We start from the raw sequence: 18,991 nt of genomic DNA, 5'->3' as shown, positions 1-18,991 counted from the left end.
TGTATCGGATAGAGAAATAATGACAATTTCGGACAACAATACCATCGTAATTTTTGGAGCTTCGGGGGATCTTACTTTCCGCAAGCTTATTCCTGCTTTGTATCATCTGTACGCGAGTAATCAACTTTCAGAATCTTTTTCAATCTTAGGCGTGAGCCGCTCTCAATATGACGATGAGACGTATCGTGAAAAGATGAAAAAATCACTGCAAGAGATGGAAAAAACAGATCCAGAAACGCTTATTGCATTTTGTGAGCATTTGCATTATCAAGCGGTAAATACCTCAGATGTTGATGATTACAGTAAACTGGCTGTTAAGTTAGACTTATTGGCTGACAAATACCAACTTGAGCAACAGAATACGCTTTTCTATCTAGCAACTCCGCCAAGCCTTTACGGTGTTATTCCAGCTTGCTTAGCAACTCATGGTCTTAACGATGAATCTAATGGCTGGAAGCGTCTGATTATTGAAAAACCATTCGGATATGATCTTGAATCAGCACAAAGCCTTGATAAAGAAATTCATAACCATTTTCAAGAACACCAAATTTACCGCATTGACCATTACCTAGGTAAAGAAACCGTTCAAAACCTACTTGTTCTTCGTTTTTCGAATGCGATGTTTGAACCGTTATGGAACCGTAATTTTATTGATTATGTTGAAATCACTGGTGCAGAATTCCTTGGTGTTGAAGAACGTGGTGGCTATTACGATGGTTCTGGAGCCGTTCGTGATATGTTCCAAAACCATTTGCTACAAGTATTAGCAATGGTAGGCATGGAACCACCGGCTCAAATTAACGCCGATTCGATTCGTGATGAAGTGGTTAAAGTTCTTCAATGTCTTAAACCGCTTGAAGAAGATGATTTGCGTAAAAACCTTGTGTTAGGTCAATACACGGCATCTGATGTACGTGGTCAACAGCTAGCGGGTTACCGTGAAGAACATGGTGTTTCCGATGATTCTCGAACAGAAACTTACATCGGTTTAAAAGCTTATATCAATAACTGGCGTTGGAATGGTGTTCCTTTCTATGTTCGTACTGGTAAGCGTTTACCGACTCGAGTAACAGAGATTGTTATTCACTTTAAACAAACACCACACCCAGTCTTTGGCCAGAATGCCCCTGAAAATAAATTGATTATCCGTATTCAACCGGATGAAGGCATCCAAATGAGCTTTGGCTTAAAAGAGCCGGGCGCAGGGTTTAAAGCAAAAGAAGTTAAGATGAACTTCTCATACGCAGACTTGCATGAAACTCAAATGCTTACGGCATACGAGCGTTTATTGCTTGATGCCTTAAATGGCGACGCAACGTTATTTGCTCGTACTGATGCAGTGGAAGCCTGTTGGAGATATGTGCAGCCTATTTTAGACTTCAAACAAGACCCTCAATCCTTATTTGGGTATGCGTGTGGTACGTGGGGACCACAAGAGGCCGATGAGCTGCTACAAAGAGATGATCGCGCATGGCGTTTCCCATGCAAAAATTTAACAGATACGGATTACTGCGAATTATGATCAATCACAAAATTTTTGCTACACCAGAATTGGTTGTTGAAAGCTTAGCAAATGAAATGAAATCGTACAGTGAGCAGGGCCAACCTGTTCATATCTCACTGTCTGGTGGCAGTACACCAAAAATGTTGTTTCAGCTATTAGCTCAAGCACTATATGCTGAAGGTATTCAATGGAATAACCTTCACTTTTGGTGGGGCGACGAACGTTGTGTTGCACCAGACGACGCTGAAAGCAATTTTGGTGAAGCGAATGAATTACTTTTTAGCAAAGTAAATTTACCAGTAGAAAACATCCACCGCATCCGTGGTGAAGATGAACCAAAAGCAGAAGCAGAGCGTTTTGCAAAAGAGATGGCAGATGTCATCCCAACTGAAAACGGTACTCCAGTATTCGATTGGATCCTGTTAGGTGTTGGTGCAGATGGTCACACAGCTTCACTATTCCCAGGTGCAACAGACTACCAAGATGAGAACTTATCTGTATTAGCTTCTCACCCAGAGTCTGGCCAAATCCGTGTTTCTAAAACAGCAAAAGTTTTAGAGGCAGCAAAACGAATCAGCTACCTAGTGCTTGGTGCAGGTAAGGTTGAAATCGTTAAAGAAATTCATACAACTCCTGCTTCAGAGTTGCCTTACCCGGCAGCGAAAATCCAGTCTAAGACTGGTGAAACAGAGTGGTTCCTAGATTCAAATGCAGCAAGTGCTATCGCGTAATCGCAGATAGCCGCAAGGAGATAAAATAATGAAAGGTGATATCGGTGTAATCGGCCTAGCAGTAATGGGTCAGAACCTTATCCTAAACATGAACGACCACGGCTTCAAAGTTGTGGCTCACAACCGTACTGCTGCTAAAGTAGACGAGTTCCTAGAAGGCCCTGCTAAAGGAACTAACATTGTTGGTGCTTACACTCTAGAAGAGCTAGTTGAAAAACTTGAAGCACCACGTAAAGTAATGCTTATGGTACGTGCTGGTGATGTTGTAGATACGTTTATCGATAAGCTTGTACCACTTCTAGACAAAGGTGACATCATCATTGATGGTGGTAACACTAACTTCCCAGACACAAACCGTCGTGTTGCTGCTCTTCGCGAGAAAGGCATTCACTTCATCGGTACGGGTGTTTCTGGTGGTGAAGAAGGCGCTCGTTTTGGTCCTTCTATCATGCCTGGTGGTTCTCCTGAAGCTTGGGAAGCGGTTAAGCCTATCTTCCAAGGTATCTCTGCGAAAACTGACGCGGGTGAGCCTTGTTGTGATTGGGTTGGTAACGACGGTGCAGGTCACTTCGTTAAGATGGTTCACAATGGCATCGAATACGGTGACATGCAACTTATCACTGAAGCATACCAGTTCATGAAAGATGGCCTAGGTATGAACCACGACGAAATGCAGGCTGTATTTGCAGAGTGGAACAAAACTGAGCTAGACAGCTACCTAGTTGAAATCACTGCTGACATCCTTGGCTACAAAGATGAAGACGGTGAAGCGCTAGTTGAGAAGATCCTAGACACTGCTGGCCAAAAAGGTACGGGCAAATGGACAGGTATCAACGCACTAGACATGGGTATCCCACTGACTCTAATCACTGAATCTGTATTCTCTCGTTGCCTATCTGCACTTAAAGATCAACGTGTTGAAGCTGAGAAACTGTTCGGCAAAACTGTAGCTCCAGTTGAAGGCGACAAGCAAGAGTGGGTTGATGCAATTCGTCAGGCTCTACTTGCTTCTAAGATCATCTCTTATGCTCAAGGTTTCATGCTAATGCGTGAAGCGTCGAACGAAAATGGCTGGGATCTAAATTACGGTAACGTTGCTCTAATGTGGCGTGGCGGTTGTATCATCCGTTCTGCATTCCTAGGTAACATTCGTGATGCTTATGAAGCAAACCCAGAGATCGCATTCTTAGGTTCAGATGCTTACTTCAAAGGTATCTTAGATAACTGCATGGGCGCTTGGCGTAAAGTTGCAGCTAAGTCTATGGAATCAGGCATCCCAATGCCATGTATGACTTCTGCACTAACGTTCCTAGACGGCTACACTACAGCTCGTCTTCCAGCGAACCTTCTACAAGCTCAACGTGACTACTTCGGTGCTCACACTTATGAGCGTACTGACCGTCCACGTGGTGAATTCTTCCACACAAACTGGACTGGTACAGGTGGTGACACAGCTTCTACAACTTATGACGTATAATCATAACGTTGATAGATAATAAAAAAGCCCTTAACTTATAATGAGTTAAGGGCTTTTTTTTATTTGAATGAAAGAGCTATTATTAAGATTGTTTGATAATTAAATAATGTGCTTTCTGCGGTATCTTTTTACACAGTAGCCACTAATAAAGCTGCCAATCGCAATCGTTAATGTAATCACTGGTGCAGCCATAAGAGCCATTGTGATGTATTTAGCTAATTTCTCAGGCAAGAATGAAAGTGAATAACCAAAGCCAGTTAATAGAAGAATCCAGATAATCGCACTCATCCAAGCAAAATAATGGAAGCGTGATGCTTTTTGCATTCTTAACCCCATCATTAACGGAAGAAGAGGGCGCACAACTGGAATAAAGCGAGCGACGAACAGTGCAATTAGACCATGCTTAGCAAGTAAGGAATCTACCGTTTGTAAACGATGAGCAGGAACCGCATTGATCCACTTTTGAATCATTGGGAACTTATGTAACCAACGGCCTTGAATAAAGGCAAGTTGACTACCTATCGCCGCCGCCATAATGAGACCAGCCACAATCACAGGGTAACTGATCACATTTGCTGCGGCCAGTGAACCTGCAAGGATTACTACACTGTCACAAGGAAGAGGTGCCGCAGGTATAAAGGCGCTTTCTAACCAAATAAATAAAATTAAACAAAAGTAAATCATCGTCATACTTGCTGGATTTTGTAGTACGGTGAAATCTTGTTGCCAAAGAGCCGTTAAAATCGAAACAAATGAGTCAAACATCGTCATTCTCCAGACGAAATTCAAGTAGTTAACTTGTTGAATAAGATACATGAGAATAAGGTAAGTGATTGATAAAGTCACTATAAAAATTCACTGTCATAAAAACTTCATGAAAAATTCATAAAACTATGTTTTAAGGTGTTTTCTTGCTTATGAAATGAGCGAAAAATCAGGTGTTATATAAATATTATTACCTCTTCTAAGAGGTGAAAGTGATAAATGGAGCAATAAAATTATAAACCATAGATTAAAATAGTTATTATTCAAATAATAAGGTTTTAGTTAATTATAATTTAGGTGGTGAAAATATAATAAATATGAGTTGTGAAAGTATATTTAAAAAAATATATTTTACCATCTATTGAGTTTTTATCTAACCCATTGTTTTATATGTTATTTATTCAAGTGTTGGGTTGTTTGAATTATGTTGTAAGATAAACGTTTGTTATAATTTGCTTGGTTTTTGGATTGATGTATATTTCTAGTGAAATCTAATTCTCACCACTTATACCTATAACTTATGGGAGAATTTTATTTATTAATTGCTTAGTTTCAATGGGTTACTTATTGAAATTAAGCACTGAACTATTATGTTAATGACTTATTTGGTATTTATTATGAATAAAATACACCTTGCTGCTTTAATTTTTGGTTTGTTTTCAGCTTCATCTTTAGCAAATATGACGCCTTATGTAGGTGTTAATTTAGGTATAGGGGGTATAGAGGCTCCTGATGCTGATATCGATGGAATGAACTATTCGCAAGAGTCGGGGAAGTTTGCTTGGGGGCTTAATTCGGGGGTTTTATTTAATACTGAAATGAATAATAAATTTCAGTATGGTGCTGAAGTTAGCTACTCATCATATGCAACAAATGAAACAAAAATTGAAAATCTAAAATTTGACTATGATGGTTATAACATCGCAGCTTTAGGTGTAACTAAATATAACTTTAATAAAAAGTGGAGTGTATTTGGAAAGGCGGGTGCAGCTTATACTGTTCAAGAGCTTTCAAGTAATGCGAGTAATTTTAATAAAAAAGAATCAAAAGTATTACCAAAAATTGCATTAGGAGGGGCATATAATGTGACTGATAATATGGCACTTAATGTAAGTTTTGAGCATGTTTTTGGTGATGATCTTGCTGAATTCACGAATAAGGCAAATCGTTATCAATTATCAGACTATACCAATGTTGGTTCTGTGACAACGATGTATATTGGTGCTAGTTATTCATTTTAGCATGCAGTAATTACTTATATGTTATAACCCATACATAGCAATATGTCGTTTATTTATGCCCTTCTTAAAGTAAAGGAGGGCATCGTTAAAGCCGCACTCATTGGCTTTGTAGTTTTTAAGTATGAAATTTGTATTATTAATTGTAATAGCCATACGCACAATTGCTTATTCTTTAGCCATTAATTGGTAGGTAATAACATTACAGTGTAACTTTTAATTATTATTGTTGCGTATGTGTATTTGTTTTGTGTTAGCTATGTGGCGGGGTTTTTATTATTCCCACTATGTTAACTTAGGCAAGTATAAGATGTTGACATTAAATGGAAATAAGTATATCTATACTTATTATTGACGAGGTACTTATTAAGTAAGGTTTTTATGCTTTTTAAACTTAATGAAATCTATTGGAACCCAAAAACTAAAAAACTGTATAATTCATTAGAAGATGCAAGAAATGATTTGAATGAATACGGCTCAACTACTCCTTTAGTATCAGATATACTTAATTTATTAATTAAGGAATACCCTTTAGTTTGTAATAACGAGTATATTAAAAATGAACTTTGGGGTACTCAGTGGATATCTAATGAAAGCATACCTCAATTAATAAAACGAACCAGAGTTGCAATCCGGGATTCAGAAAGAGAAGTTATTGAAAATGTGAAAGGAACGGGTTATAAGATTAACAATCTACAAGTAATTGATTATAAAGAAAAAGTTTTAGATGCTGAATGTGAAGTAATTAAAGATAATGTAGAAAAAGTTAAGTTGAAATCTGATGGTAATATCAAACAAAAACAATTTTCAATATTTTTGTTTTCAATTTTCGCATTTGTTTTTTCGATGTCATCACTAATTTATTGCATAGAGAAACATGTTTTTTATGAATTGGTCCCTTTAAGTGAAATAGTCGAAGTGAAAGGTTTTGATTTTATAAAGTTATCAGATAATAAGTACATTTTAAAAACGAAAAATCAGGAATGCGAATTCAATCTGACTAAAAAAATAGCTCGATGTAAAGTATGAGAAATAAAATATCAAAAATATTATTATTAATATCTGCCATTAACTTTCTAATTATAATAGTTTGGCATAATGTTTATAGGGTAGATCTTAGTGGAACCATTACGATTAATGATTATGTTAAGTACACTAGATATATAAAGTATTTAGATTCGGTAGAAGTGTTAACAACATATTCGAGTGATGACTGTTCTGTCTCTATAAGCAGTGACACAAGTGAGTTCGTTGTTAATTATGACTTATCTCAGGGGCAAGTTTATGCCCATGATGGCAGTAATTATTACATATTAAACATATATTCATTAGGAGACTATTGCTTTGTTACTTTACCTGCAGGAAGTAAAAGTTTAAAGAAAATCGGATTTTTTTGTACCCATAGCAATTAAAAGAAATAATCAATTAGTAATTTTTATATATAGACTGTTAATAAATCTTCATTTATAGGGAATGTAATTGTCTATAATTTGTCTTTCAAAGAAATTAATGTAAATTCTCCCCTGTATCGATGCGCTAAATCCATAGCTAGCATTATTGTGTAATTATACTTTTTGTTCAGGGTATTTTCTTGATTTCTAAATGTTCATTTTTATATCAACCAAAGATTCAACATGGGAATGTGATTGGCGCAGAAGCGTTGCTAAGGATCCCTGGCGTATCAAACATAGAAAACTATATTTCATTAATTACCAACAAGCCCTTGTTTGATTACTCTGTTATAAAGAAAGTACTATTGGAAAGACGTTCGTATTATGAATACCTTGGCATCAGCTTTCCAGTATCTATAAATATTTCAATTCAAAGTTTAGAATCTGACTTCTTTGTTGAAAAAGTCTCTAAACTTTTAGTGAACGAATCTGATATTACTTTTGAAATAACGGAAAATGATAACTATTTGTCATTAAATTGTGTGAAAAATGCGATGGGGAAATTTAAGTCTTTAGGCGTTAAATTCTCTCTCGATGACTTTGGGAAAGGGTTTTCTGACATTGAACATGTTTTAGCATTAGATTTAGATGAAATAAAAATAGATGGCTCTTTAGTTAAAAATATAGAGAATAACTTTTATCACTATAGACATCTTAAGTACATACTAGATGAACTGTCTGACATTCGTGATTTTCATATTGTCATAGAAAGAGTTGAAACTAATAAGCAATTAGATTTAATTGAGTCATATGGTAAAGAGTTATCATATCAAGGCTTTTTATTCTCCAAGCCAGTGAAAATATTTGACTTAAAAATCACTGGGAACCAAGGCGAAGTTGTAAAATCAATTGATGATAAGTTAGTTTTAGAGAAATTAGTTTATGATTTAATAAGAAATGATGACGATAAAATATGTGAGAGCATCATTAATGATATCCATATTGCTGATGAATTTAATAACCTCGGTTCAAAAGTATCGGACAGTTTGAGTATTCCTGAGGTGAAATTAAATTTACTTAAAAAATATAATAAAATAGCAGTAGGATCGAATAGTCCAGAAACTCGATTTTTTAAATCGTACCTGAATTGTACTAGTAGATTAGTAATTATTCGTGATTCAGAAGGCAATGCATTATTTAATAATCAAGCGCATATTGATTTTATGCAAATTGATCTTGTTGGATTGCCTTTGCCTAAAGTTTATGAGAAATTTGAGCAGTATAAAGGCTGTATTGCGATAGATAAAAGCTTAATTGAATCAAAGTCAAATTTTTTAGCTGTAAGAGAATCTGTTGATTTTGATGGAAAGATTAAATCGTATTATACATTTAGGCAAAAAATAACTCATTATGGAAAGATACTAATAATAACAATAGTTTATGATGAAGATGATCGGGATACTTTTCCTCGTGATGCATTGACCAATTGTTTCGATAGAACTATTTTAAATAGCTATTATATGAATAGCTTCAACATGGTTGCTTTTATTGATATGGATGGTTTTAAAAAAATCAATGATAAATTTGGCCATAAATTTGGTGATAATTGTTTGAATAGATTTATTGGATATTTAAGAAACGAATTAAGAGAAGAAGACTTAATTATTCGATACGGTGGTGATGAGTTTCTAGTATTTACTAAATGCAATGAAATTAATGTATTTAATGCTAGGTTGGAGTTAATTCGAAATAAAGTCGAACGATTATTTAAATCAGATGATATTACTTTGTCTTTTTCTTTTGGTATTGATAATTTAGCTAAAGGCATTGAAAATGCGATTAATTATGCAGATGAGAGAATGTATTTAGATAAAAATAGATGAATTAATTAAGTCATAATATGTTAACTAAGATAAATAAAATGGCTTTAATTAGCTTGTGTGTATGCTATGCTTTTATTGGTACTATTATTTTTAATGTAAGTAATGAATCTGCAAGCTCAACAAATAAAAATAATATGATTTATCTTTTGGGTAAGTATGAAAGTGAGATTTTAATTAAAATAAATGAATATCTTACACTATCTAAGGTCTATCGATATTTAATTTTTACTCAAAACGCTACTATAACTGAGAATGATTTCAATTCAATATCTGAAAATATTATAAATAATAATATAGCAATAAAAAGTTTACAGCTTGCACCTAATGGTTTTGTTAAATTCGCTTATCCTAAAAAGGGTAATGAAAGTGTATATATTGATTTATTTACAGACGAAAAAAGAAAACAGGATGCTTTTTATGCACGAGATAATAAGGTCAGTATGATGTCTGAACCTCTTGATCTTTTTCAAGGTGGCTCAGGATTAATAATTAGAACTCCAGTATTTGTTGGGAATAAATTCCAAGATTTTTGGGGGTTTAGTATTGTTGTGCTAAATATTGAAAGTTTCATAAAAACAATATCCTTAAACGAATTATCAGTTGATGGATTTAATTATAAATTAAGCTTTATAGAAAAAAGTAGTAATAAGAATAAGATGATTAGTGAGTCTTCAGAAGCGGCACTATCTAACACTGTTGAGCATCAGTTTTCGATATTGAACCAGTGTTGGGTACTCTCTGTTAACTCTAAAGATAACTGGATTAATCCAATTGAATACAAATATAAAGTTTATCTTTTGGTTTTTTTTATTGTTGCAATGTGTGTAATTTCTTATATGTTTTTGAATTTATTAGAAAAAAAGAAGGAAATGTATAAGCTTTCACATATAGATTCACTTACTGGACTTTATAATCGACGCTCTTTTGATGAGAAATTTAGCTCATTATTTAAAACATCGATATTGTTATTTTCTGATCTTGATGGTTTTAAAAAAGTTAATGATATTTATGGTCATGAAGTAGGAGATCTGCTACTGATCGAAATTGCTAAAAGAATTAGATTAATTGTTGGTAAACGAGGTTATGTTTTTAGATTAGGTGGCGATGAGTTTTCAATTATTTTAAGGGATACTTTAGATCTAGACTTAGATATTTTTAAAAATGATATTATTAATTCAATATCTGAACCTATCACTATTGATGATGTTTCTTTAAATATAGGGATTAGTATTGGATATAGCCTATATCCTAATGATGGGTTAGATAAAGAGAATCTAATTAGAGTTGCTGACAAAAGAATGTATAAAATAAAGTTTAACAATTCTAAGTAAATGTGTTTAATATAGGGTGTTCATTGTCTGATGATTGCCTTTTTAACTTGAAATTTTAATGGTAACAACTATGAATATACAACCTGGAAGTCTTATTCCTGTCTATGTTATTGGTGAATCTAAATTCATATATGGTAGTGATATTAATATTATACATATCACAAATGTAGATGAACTATTCTTACATGAACCAGCTATTTGTATATTATCTTTACCTTCTGAGGAGCAAGATAGAGCACTAGAGTACTTACATTCTAAGTTAGGGTTATGGAACTGGCGTATTTACGTATTAAAGGCAAGCGTATTAAGTTCACATCTATCTGATGGATTATGGACTCCAACAAATGTAACAGAACAATGGAATTTACACCGTTCAAAACTAGAGCTAATAAAAGAAGAACCAATCGATAAATTATTGGCGTGGCTTTGGTTAGGAAATGAACGATGTTTAAAACCTCTTTGTGATACTACAAAAAATGAGTTGTATCATTACCCATTAATTTCTTCGTATTTAGGTTATAAAAGTACGTTTATTAACTATCTTCAATTAGAAGTAAAGCGAGGAAATTTAAAGAAAGAATATACAGTTGATAGAATCAGGTTGTGTCCAAGTTGTCATAGTGGTCATCAGAACTATATTGAAACTTGTCCTTCTTGTAAAAGTGTAGATATTGAAGAGTCTATTTCATTGCATTGCTTTACTTGCGGCCATGTAGGAAAGCAAGATAAGTTTACGCAACGTGGGAAGTTAGAGTGTCCAACTTGCTTAACTCAATTGAGACACATTGGCGTTGATTATGACCGACCATTAGAAAATTATAAGTGTTTAGATTGCGACTATACGTTTTCTGAATCTGTCGCTAGAGTCAGATGTTTATCGTGTTCAGACAGTAATGAAATCGATGACTTAATTACTCGTCACATTAATACCTATAAAGCTGATGAACAAGTTAAAAACGTAATGATGTATGGTCAAAATTCATTTAACCAAGAATTATCATTAAAAGGTTTGGTTGGTGGGGAGTCATTTGATAATTTATTAGTGTGGGTTAATAAATTAGCGATTAGACATAAGCATAGCCATATTCTGTTAGGTATTAAGTTATCTGGAGTTGAATCTTATTCAAATCAATTTGGAGAGGCTAAATTAGCACAATTAATTGATCAGATATCTAATGATTTGAATGGTATTTTACGTGATACCGATATCTGTTGTCAGTATCGAACTGACATGATTTTATTACTCATGCCAATGACACCCATTGAGTCTCTATCAGTTTTACAGAAAAAAGTAGAAATCATCGCTGACAAAATTGAATCCGAATTAGTTGTTTTGAATGTTCATATTTGGTCCTTGCCTGAACCATCATTAAATGATGATGCCTCTATATGGTTAGTTGAACAACTTGGTGCTATTGAATAATGAATGAGTTTGAATACGTTTTTTATTCTATGATCGGGATGTTGCAACAAGATATAGGGTTAATATTTTTATTTTTCCCTATTATGATTTTTATTGAATTACCATTATTCTTATTAGTTACAACGGGTGTCTTTCGTTGGTCATGGAATTTAAGTGACGAAGAACCAAAGGAATACCCAACGATTAGTTTTATCATTACCTGTTATGGTGAAGGTGAAGCTATTGCTCAAACTATTGATACCTTAGTTGAACAGGTTTATCCAAGTTTTATTGAGATATTAGTTGTTGTTGATGGAGCAAAGCAAAATGAAGATACTTATAAAGCCGCATTAAATGGAGCCAAAAGACATCAGTTTTGCGAGACGAGAAGAGTAAAAGTAGTACCTAAATGGCAACGCGGAGGTCGAGTATCAACATTAAATGCAGGCTTATCAGAAGCGAAAAATGACTTAATTATCAATGTTGATGGGGATACCTCCTTCGATAATAATATGGCTTGGGAGATGGCGAAACAATTTTCTGATCCAAACGTTCTTGCTTCTGGTGGGGCGCTTCGAGTTCGCAATTGGGATGCTAACTTTTTAACCCGTATGCAGTCACTTGAGTACATGATGTCAATGCAAGCAGGTAAAACAGGAATGAGTAATTGGGGGGTATTGAATAATATCTCTGGCGCATTTGGTGCTTTTCGCGTAAATGTGATTAAACAAGTTGGGGGTTGGGATACTCATACTGCTGAAGATCTTGATCTTACTATGCGATTAAAGCAATACAAGGGACGTCACCCTGACAGTAGATTAGCATTTTCTCCTCACTCAGTTGGACATACTGATGCCCCTGATACATTAAAAATATTGATTATGCAGAGATTACGATGGGATGGTGATTTACTTTTTTTATTCTTGCGAAAACATAGAAGTGGACTAACCCCAAAGTTATTAGGCTGGGGGAATTTCATATATACATTAGTATATGGGGTAATACAAAATGTGATACTACCACTTTTGATGGTTTTATTTACGTTGCATATTTTATTTAATTATCCAATAACCGTTATTTTAGCGATGTTACTTTTTATATATTTAATATATATGGTTTTTATACTTCTTACGTTTTCGATTTATATTGGTTTAGTATCAGAACGGGCAAAAGAAGATATTAAGCTGTTGATTTGGTTGCCAATTTACCCATTGTATGCATTTTTTATGAGATTAATAACAGCATTTTCAATGGTAAATGAGATTACACGAAGAAGCCATGAAGAATCAAGTATGGCTCCGTGGTGGGTACTTAAACGTGGAAAACGGTTTTAGACATTATGAAAGTTAAGTTTCACTTAGAAAAAAATAAACAGCCAACAACTGAGAATGGCATGAAAGTCGTTTATGGTAATGCTAAAAGAGGAGGATATCGCATACGCTGGTATTCAATTCTAGCTTTAGTATTAAGTCCATTATTTGTGATGTTATATTTGTTTTTTCAAGAATATATATTAACTATTGCACCAGGAATTATTACTAGTAACCCTGTTATATTGACAGCCCCTCAAGATGGATTGGTTATCGAAATTAACGCTAAAGAGGGGGGCAATGTTTTTCAGAATGAAAATGTTTTATATTTAGAAGATGATGTTTTAAATGAAGATATTTCATTTTTGAGGCGTGAGTTAAAAAATGTAGTCAATAGTAAAGTCACAATAAAAGATGACTTTGACCCATATTTATTGGCTGTTAATAATGCAAAGTTGAATTTAATTAAAATAACCAAAATAAAAGAAAAGTATGATGGGTACATAAAAGAAGGAAAGGTATCACAAGTTGATTATGCTGCCATTATTGGTATGTACAGTAATGCTCAAAATTTAATGACTAATGCTGATATTGAATTACGTCAAGCAAAAATAAATGAACATCAGCTTAATCTTGCAGGTGGCATAGCTCAAGTTATCCGAGGGTTAAATCAAGAATTAGTAACGAAGTTAAGCCAATATAATTCACTGAATATTCGCTCACCATTAGACGGGAATATTTTAGATATACATGCAGTTGTTGGTCAAAGAGTAAAAAAAGGTGATGATTTGGTTACTGTGTCATCAAAGTTGGAACCGTTTGTTATTGTATATCTAGAACCTAAATATATAAGTAAAGCAACAGAAGGGGCTTCTGTAACTGTAACCCTGCCAAATAGAGAACGTTTGAAAGGCTATGTGTATCTTGCAATTGAAACAACGTCAAAATTACCAACTCAGCTTGCAAAACCTTTTGAAGGAGCTAAGGCCTTACTTAAGGTAAAGGTGATGTTTAATGATAAATTAGATAAAAGCTCATGGGTGGAAGGAATGCCAGTGCATGTTTCATTTTAATTTATAATTAAAAATATATAAATAGACTTAATTGTGGAGTGTCATTAATCATATAATTAAGTGTAATGGACTATAATTAGAATGCTCTCATATGTCACGTTATTATTCATTTGATTAAATAACAATGATTTAGGAGTGATTGTTCGATGAAGATAGACTATGTTTTTTTAATTAATAAAATTTCTGATGCGTGTGAAATATTAAAGTTTGCAATGGAAAAAGATCCTCTTTTGTTAGTTAATAATAAAGAGGCTGTTTTGAAACTAACGGACTTGAATTTTTGGCTCATCAATGAATTATCAAAGCCAATATATAATAATGAGCACTACAAAGAAATTATGTCAAAGTGTATTAATCTTAATGTAATGCTTAATGAGTTAGGTCGCGAGTAGATGCCATTATTGGTTGTTTATTCATTCGTAATAGATTAAATAATATAATAATTATTGAAGGTTGTAAGATGAAAAATATTTCATTAAAAAATAAAATTTTATTTTTAGTGGCATTTAATGCTATAGGGTTGTTTGTCGCATTAAATATTATATATATGAATTATATTGATAATGATAAAACAGAACAGTTTTTATTTGAACAAGTGATCGAGCCATCAGAAATATTTGATAGTTTTGAAAAAAAATTAATCTTATTAAGAAGGTCTGATCTTGCATTGATTTCTATCCATTTTGAAGATAAAAATGATTTGAATGAAAGAAATATTCTGATTTCAGATATTAATACTCTTTTAAACTCATACAGTACATTTGATTTAGATGTTATAAAAAATGAGAAGTCACAATTAATTTCGTTAAGTAATGGAATCAATGAATACGTTAAATATGTCGATGCTATTAAAGATGGCAGAACATTAGAGCCTAGAGCTAAACTGGTTAGCGATAGTTTAGTTGTCTATAGTAAAATTAATAATAATATACGTGATCTTTCAGGAAAAATAGATACTTTCCTTGAAGAGTATAGACAAATATCAAAACAAGACCGACTAAATACTTTGTACTTTGCTATATTTATTATTGTATCTATAACATTGGTTTCAGTAGTTAGTGGATTATTCATTTCAAAAGATTTGAATCGCCGTATAGCATTGATAAATGCTTCTTTAAATACTTTCATCTCATTGGATCTTCGAGATAGCGAAGTATGTAAATTTATTGAAAGTAATGATTTTGTGAATGATGAAATCGGCAGTATCATGAAATCAATTCGTTCTTTTAGATTGAAAATTGTTAATGTAATCAATGCTGTAAAAGAGAGTATTGATATTAGTAATGATGCATTTAACTTAATGAATCAGCAATCAAAAGAAAATGAAAAAGCAATAACTCAGCAACTTAATTCTGTTGATATGCTGGCAACTGCAATTAATGAAATGCAAAGTGCATCAAATGAAATTGCAAGTAATATCAATAATTCGGCTAATTTTACTACTGATGCATCCAAAGAATGTAATCAAACTAAGCAAATTGTCTCAAATACATCTGAAGTGATTGCTTTAGCTTCTACTGAAATTGATGATTGTAATGCTTTAATTTCTGAATTGCGTAATGATAGTAACAAGATAACAAGTGTTCTAGATATGATCAGTAATATTGCAGATCAAACGAACCTGTTAGCATTAAATGCTGCTATTGAGGCGGCAAGAGCAGGAGAGCAGGGCCGAGGTTTTGCTGTTGTTGCTGATGAAGTGCGTGTACTTGCTCAAAAAACACAGCATTCTACGATTGAAATTAATAGTATCATTTCTAACTTACAAACTAAGACTCTTGATGTAAGTGAGAAGATGGAACAAAGTCAAAATACAATTAAAGAGTGTGTTGAGCAATCTATTGTTTCTAGAAATAATATCGAAATTGTAGATAACAACTTAAATTCTATATCTGATATGAGTCACCAAATTTCTACGGCAAGTGAAGAGCAGACTTGTGTTATTGAAGAGATTAACGGTAATGCTGTTAACGTAAGAGATATGTCTCAAGTGTGTATGGACGTTTCAAGTGTGATTTCAGAGCAAGTTAAAAATATGAATAAAAGCATTTCTAACTTATCTAAAAACATAGATCAATTTACAATATAAGTTCGATTAATAAGCTATAAAGTATTGTACTTTATAGCTTATTTTTTATTAACCAATAAAACTAATGTAAGCCTGAAGAATGATTAGGTTGGTTATATCGATAAAGAATGCGCCAACAATTGGAACAACCATAAACGCTTGTGGAGATGGACCAAAGCGAGAAACCAAAGACCCCATATTCATCACTGCTGTTGGTGTTGCACCTAGGCCAAAGCCACAATGGCCACCAACCATTACTGCCGCATCATAGTTTGATCCCATCGCACGGAAAGTAATGAAGTACGAAAATAATGCCAGAACGATAGTTTGAACCGTTAATATAATTAAGAAAGGTATGGCTAAGTCAAAAATATTCCACAGTTTTAAGCTCATCAATGCCATTGCCAAGAATAAGGAAAGCGAAACCGTTCCTAAAATATCAACCGTTTCAGTGTCAATTTTACGTGCTTTAGTGATCTCACAGAGATTAGTAATGAATACACCGACAAATAAAGCGTAAACAAAATCGGGGATTTTTAACCAAGCAATGTCGAAGCTATTTACAAATTGACTTAAATACTTAGATCCAACCACACAGATAAGCAAGATAAACAGCATTTCAATTACTTTTTTCGCTGTGACTTTATCTTCTTCACGCTCATTATAAGTGACAAGCTCAGGGAAGCGGGTGTGAGTATCAACACCCACACCATACTCTGATTCTAAATTATGCTTTTGAATTAATCGTTGTGCAATTGGGCTACCAATTAAACCGCCCATGATTAAACCAAAAGTAGCAGAAGCCATTGCTAACTCTAGTGTATTGATTTGGTAGTTTTCCGCAAAGGTTTGTGACCAAGCAGCCCCTGTTCCGTGTCCTCCAGAGAGTGTTATTGAGCCAGCAATAAGCCCCATTAGTGGATCTAACCCCATTGCGCTAGCAAGTCCAACACCAACTGCATTTTGTATGATGATATAGAATGAAGCAACAGCTAGGAAAAGGAATACTTTAGTACCGCCTTTTAGTAGTTGTGTATAGTTGGCGGCAAGGCCGACCGTGCTAAAAAACATTAGCATGAAGGTGTTTTGCAAGGGTAGAGAGAACTCAAGACTTACGCCTTGAAAGTGTAAAATAGTGATGGCAAAGGCTACAATTAATCCGCCGACGATAGGTTCAGGGATATTGTATCGTTTAAAGAGGTCAACTTTAGAATTAATGAAATGACCCAGAAACAGCACGGCAATTGCAATTAGAAACGATTCTAATGCGCCGATAGATAAAGTGTTTGTCATAGAAGCTCGAAGTTATAATTATCAAACCAATAGGTATGATGCAAGTCTAGATAGTTTAAGCGTTTTTTCTAGATTGCATTGTTAGGAAAATCGAGATTATGCTAAGTTATTGAGAATGTCACTATAAATATTCACTGTCATAAAAAGTTCATATTAAAAGTGAGACACGATAAACACAATCTCGATCTCATCTTTTGCTGTTTTAATTTATTGATTATTAAGGTTTATATGCTTTATTTAGGCACAGAGACATAATAATGCCGAAGCAAATCCCTTGAGTTATCATTGCGGTCCCGCCATAACTAAAGAAGGGCAAAGGGCTTCCCATTACAGGTAATAAGCCGGTTACCATGCCTATATTGATAAATGCATATAAAAAGAAACTAAGGGCAAAAGTAACACTTACTAAGCGGTTGAATGAGGAATCACACTGGTATGAAAGCCAAATCACTCGGCCTGTAATAAACAGATATAATCCGAGTAAGAGCAAACATCCGAAAAAGCCCCATTCTTCAGCATAGGTTGAAAAAATAAAATCAGTATGACTTTCAGGAATGAAACCAAGTTGTCCTTGTGTTGCATTCATCCAACCTTTACCACGCATTCCACCAGAACCGACAGCAATTAATGACTGAATAATTTGGTAGCCAGCACCAAGAGGATCAGATTCAGGATCAAGAAACTGAGTTACACGCTTTTTTTGATAAGCTGCCATCACAAAGATCCATAGCATTGGAACGATAACGGCAATTCCTCCGAGAAAAGAACCAATAATTTTCCAACTCATTCCTGCAAAATAAAGGACAAATAGTGCGTAAATAATAGTAAAGATAGCACCATCAAGATCGGGTTGAATAAAAATCAAACCGGCAGGAATAGCGGTTACCAATAAGCAGATAAGGATTTTTTTAGCATCGGGGCGTCCGGCTTCAGCAACTAGAATCCATGCAACCATAAGAGGAATCGCGACCTTCACTAATTCTGATGGTTGGAATCGAATAGGGCCAATAGCTAACCAGCGTTGGGAGCCGTTAGTACTGTCGCCTGCGACAATAACACCAAGAAGAAGAAGAACAGCCAAAGCAAATAAATAGGGTGTAATTCGTTCGTAGGTTCTTGGTGGAATACTCGACATGACAACAATACAGCCAAGAGCAATGATAGCTCGAATAAGGTGTCGTTCTAACATTGGTTCACTAAAACCACTAGCACTCCATACAGTTAGAGAGCCAAGCAAAATCAATAATGAAATGGCTATCAGTAGTGGGTAATCGATTCGAGGTGCGTATTTAAACATAGTTAATCATTCATTATAAAATAGATAGACAAGCGATCGCTCATAATATTGAGCCATAAATTGGGTAGAGAAAAGTGCTTGATTAAGGGCTTTTTATAATCGGCGATAGTTACCGAGTGATTTATAAGATGAAGGAAAATAACTCTTTTACGAAAAAAAGCAATCTTTACTTGATGGATAAGGAGAAAAAACTGACACGGCATCGTATCAGTCCTTTAGTTACATTGG

15 protein-coding genes are annotated in these 18,991 nt (G+C 34.2%); 12 read left to right on the top strand and 3 right to left on the bottom strand.

Features of this window, described 5'->3' with window-relative positions:
- Positions 1-19 precede the first annotated feature (19 nt).
- Genes zwf through gnd form a run of 3 tightly spaced genes read left to right on the top strand, consistent with a single transcriptional unit; the run spans position 20 to position 3,712 of the window.
- Positions 20-1,522, top strand: coding sequence for a glucose-6-phosphate dehydrogenase (gene zwf / locus PVK63_RS13410; protein ID WP_274440581.1), 1,503 nt, complete (start codon positions 20-22; stop codon positions 1,520-1,522).
- The gene (pgl, locus tag PVK63_RS13405) at positions 1,519-2,235 is read left to right on the top strand and encodes a 6-phosphogluconolactonase (protein WP_274440582.1); all 717 of its coding nucleotides are present in this window, start codon (positions 1,519-1,521) and stop codon (positions 2,233-2,235) included. Before zwf ends, pgl begins: the two co-directional genes overlap by 4 nt.
- Before the next feature lie 28 nt (positions 2,236-2,263).
- On the top strand, positions 2,264-3,712 hold the full coding sequence (gnd, locus tag PVK63_RS13400; protein ID WP_130048142.1) for a decarboxylating NADP(+)-dependent phosphogluconate dehydrogenase: 1,449 nt from the start codon (positions 2,264-2,266) through the stop codon (positions 3,710-3,712).
- Between the two features lie 99 nt (positions 3,713-3,811).
- On the opposite strand, the gene PVK63_RS13395 is transcribed toward gnd, so the two are convergent.
- Positions 3,812-4,477 (bottom strand): DedA family protein, encoded by a 666-nt coding sequence (locus PVK63_RS13395; RefSeq protein ID WP_130087593.1) that lies wholly within the window; start codon positions 4,475-4,477, stop codon positions 3,812-3,814.
- A 617-nt stretch (positions 4,478-5,094) separates the two neighbouring features.
- On the opposite strand from PVK63_RS13395, the gene PVK63_RS13390 reads away from it, so the two are divergent.
- The 9 genes from PVK63_RS13390 to PVK63_RS13350 all read left to right on the top strand — a co-directional run bounded on the left by PVK63_RS13390 (position 5,095) and on the right by PVK63_RS13350 (position 16,194).
- Complete coding sequence (locus PVK63_RS13390) at positions 5,095-5,718, top strand: outer membrane protein (protein WP_274440583.1); 624 nt, start codon at positions 5,095-5,097, stop codon at positions 5,716-5,718.
- Between the two features lie 378 nt (positions 5,719-6,096).
- Positions 6,097-6,744 carry a winged helix-turn-helix domain-containing protein gene (locus PVK63_RS13385; RefSeq protein WP_130087595.1) on the top strand — a complete coding sequence of 216 codons (648 nt, stop codon included), beginning with the start codon at positions 6,097-6,099 and terminating at the stop codon, positions 6,742-6,744.
- A 562-nt stretch (positions 6,745-7,306) separates the two neighbouring features.
- Positions 7,307-8,989 (top strand): bifunctional diguanylate cyclase/phosphodiesterase, encoded by a 1,683-nt coding sequence (locus PVK63_RS13380; RefSeq protein ID WP_130048139.1) that lies wholly within the window; start codon positions 7,307-7,309, stop codon positions 8,987-8,989.
- Between the two features lie 38 nt (positions 8,990-9,027).
- On the top strand, positions 9,028-10,320 hold the full coding sequence (locus PVK63_RS13375) for a sensor domain-containing diguanylate cyclase (protein WP_274440585.1): 1,293 nt from the start codon (positions 9,028-9,030) through the stop codon (positions 10,318-10,320).
- Between the two features lie 70 nt (positions 10,321-10,390).
- Positions 10,391-11,743 (top strand): diguanylate cyclase domain-containing protein, encoded by a 1,353-nt coding sequence (locus PVK63_RS13370; RefSeq protein ID WP_130087597.1) that lies wholly within the window; start codon positions 10,391-10,393, stop codon positions 11,741-11,743.
- Positions 11,743-13,056 carry a glycosyltransferase family 2 protein gene (locus PVK63_RS13365; protein WP_130087598.1) on the top strand — a complete coding sequence of 438 codons (1,314 nt, stop codon included), beginning with the start codon at positions 11,743-11,745 and terminating at the stop codon, positions 13,054-13,056. The genes PVK63_RS13370 and PVK63_RS13365 overlap by 1 nt, the downstream gene beginning before the upstream one ends.
- Positions 13,057-13,061: 5 nt before the next feature.
- Positions 13,062-14,105, top strand: coding sequence for an HlyD family secretion protein (locus PVK63_RS13360; protein WP_130087599.1), 1,044 nt, complete (start codon positions 13,062-13,064; stop codon positions 14,103-14,105).
- A gap of 146 nt (positions 14,106-14,251) precedes the next feature.
- Entirely contained in the window at positions 14,252-14,497 is a 246-nt protein-coding gene (locus PVK63_RS13355) for a hypothetical protein (RefSeq protein ID WP_130087600.1), read from the top strand.
- A gap of 68 nt (positions 14,498-14,565) precedes the next feature.
- Positions 14,566-16,194, top strand: a complete 1,629-nt coding sequence (locus tag PVK63_RS13350) for a methyl-accepting chemotaxis protein (protein WP_274440586.1) — start codon at positions 14,566-14,568, stop codon at positions 16,192-16,194.
- A gap of 48 nt (positions 16,195-16,242) precedes the next feature.
- Here the strand turns inward: PVK63_RS13350 and gltS are convergent, their stop codons facing one another.
- Positions 16,243-17,466 carry a sodium/glutamate symporter gene (gene gltS / locus PVK63_RS13345; RefSeq protein WP_130087602.1) on the bottom strand — a complete coding sequence of 408 codons (1,224 nt, stop codon included), beginning with the start codon at positions 17,464-17,466 and terminating at the stop codon, positions 16,243-16,245.
- 217 nt (positions 17,467-17,683) lie between these two features.
- Positions 17,684-18,763 carry a rod shape-determining protein RodA gene (gene rodA / locus PVK63_RS13340; RefSeq protein WP_130048132.1) on the bottom strand — a complete coding sequence of 360 codons (1,080 nt, stop codon included), beginning with the start codon at positions 18,761-18,763 and terminating at the stop codon, positions 17,684-17,686.
- Positions 18,764-18,991: the final 228 nt, after the last annotated feature.

The sequence above is a fragment of the Aliivibrio sp. S2TY2 genome (assembly GCF_028765525.1).
GTDB classification, from domain to species: domain Bacteria; phylum Pseudomonadota; class Gammaproteobacteria; order Enterobacterales; family Vibrionaceae; genus Aliivibrio; species Aliivibrio finisterrensis_A.
The sequence above is the reverse complement of the archived record's forward strand: the minus strand, read 5'-3'. Positions and strand labels throughout refer to the sequence as shown.

Coding starts and splice junctions, on each gene's coding strand:
- zwf (WP_274440581.1), top strand. CDS start 20: ATGACAATTTCGGACAACAATACCATCGTAATTTTTGGAGCTTCGGGG.
- pgl (WP_274440582.1), top strand. CDS start 1,519: ATGATCAATCACAAAATTTTTGCTACACCAGAATTGGTTGTTGAAAGC.
- gnd (WP_130048142.1), top strand. CDS start 2,264: ATGAAAGGTGATATCGGTGTAATCGGCCTAGCAGTAATGGGTCAGAAC.
- PVK63_RS13395 (WP_130087593.1), bottom strand. CDS start 4,477: ATGTTTGACTCATTTGTTTCGATTTTAACGGCTCTTTGGCAACAAGAT.
- PVK63_RS13390 (WP_274440583.1), top strand. CDS start 5,095: ATGAATAAAATACACCTTGCTGCTTTAATTTTTGGTTTGTTTTCAGCT.
- PVK63_RS13385 (WP_130087595.1), top strand. CDS start 6,097: ATGCTTTTTAAACTTAATGAAATCTATTGGAACCCAAAAACTAAAAAA.
- PVK63_RS13375 (WP_274440585.1), top strand. CDS start 9,028: ATGGCTTTAATTAGCTTGTGTGTATGCTATGCTTTTATTGGTACTATT.
- PVK63_RS13370 (WP_130087597.1), top strand. CDS start 10,391: ATGAATATACAACCTGGAAGTCTTATTCCTGTCTATGTTATTGGTGAA.
- PVK63_RS13365 (WP_130087598.1), top strand. CDS start 11,743: ATGAATGAGTTTGAATACGTTTTTTATTCTATGATCGGGATGTTGCAA.
- PVK63_RS13360 (WP_130087599.1), top strand. CDS start 13,062: ATGAAAGTTAAGTTTCACTTAGAAAAAAATAAACAGCCAACAACTGAG.
- PVK63_RS13355 (WP_130087600.1), top strand. CDS start 14,252: ATGAAGATAGACTATGTTTTTTTAATTAATAAAATTTCTGATGCGTGT.
- PVK63_RS13350 (WP_274440586.1), top strand. CDS start 14,566: ATGAAAAATATTTCATTAAAAAATAAAATTTTATTTTTAGTGGCATTT.
- gltS (WP_130087602.1), bottom strand. CDS start 17,466: ATGACAAACACTTTATCTATCGGCGCATTAGAATCGTTTCTAATTGCA.
- rodA (WP_130048132.1), bottom strand. CDS start 18,763: ATGTTTAAATACGCACCTCGAATCGATTACCCACTACTGATAGCCATT.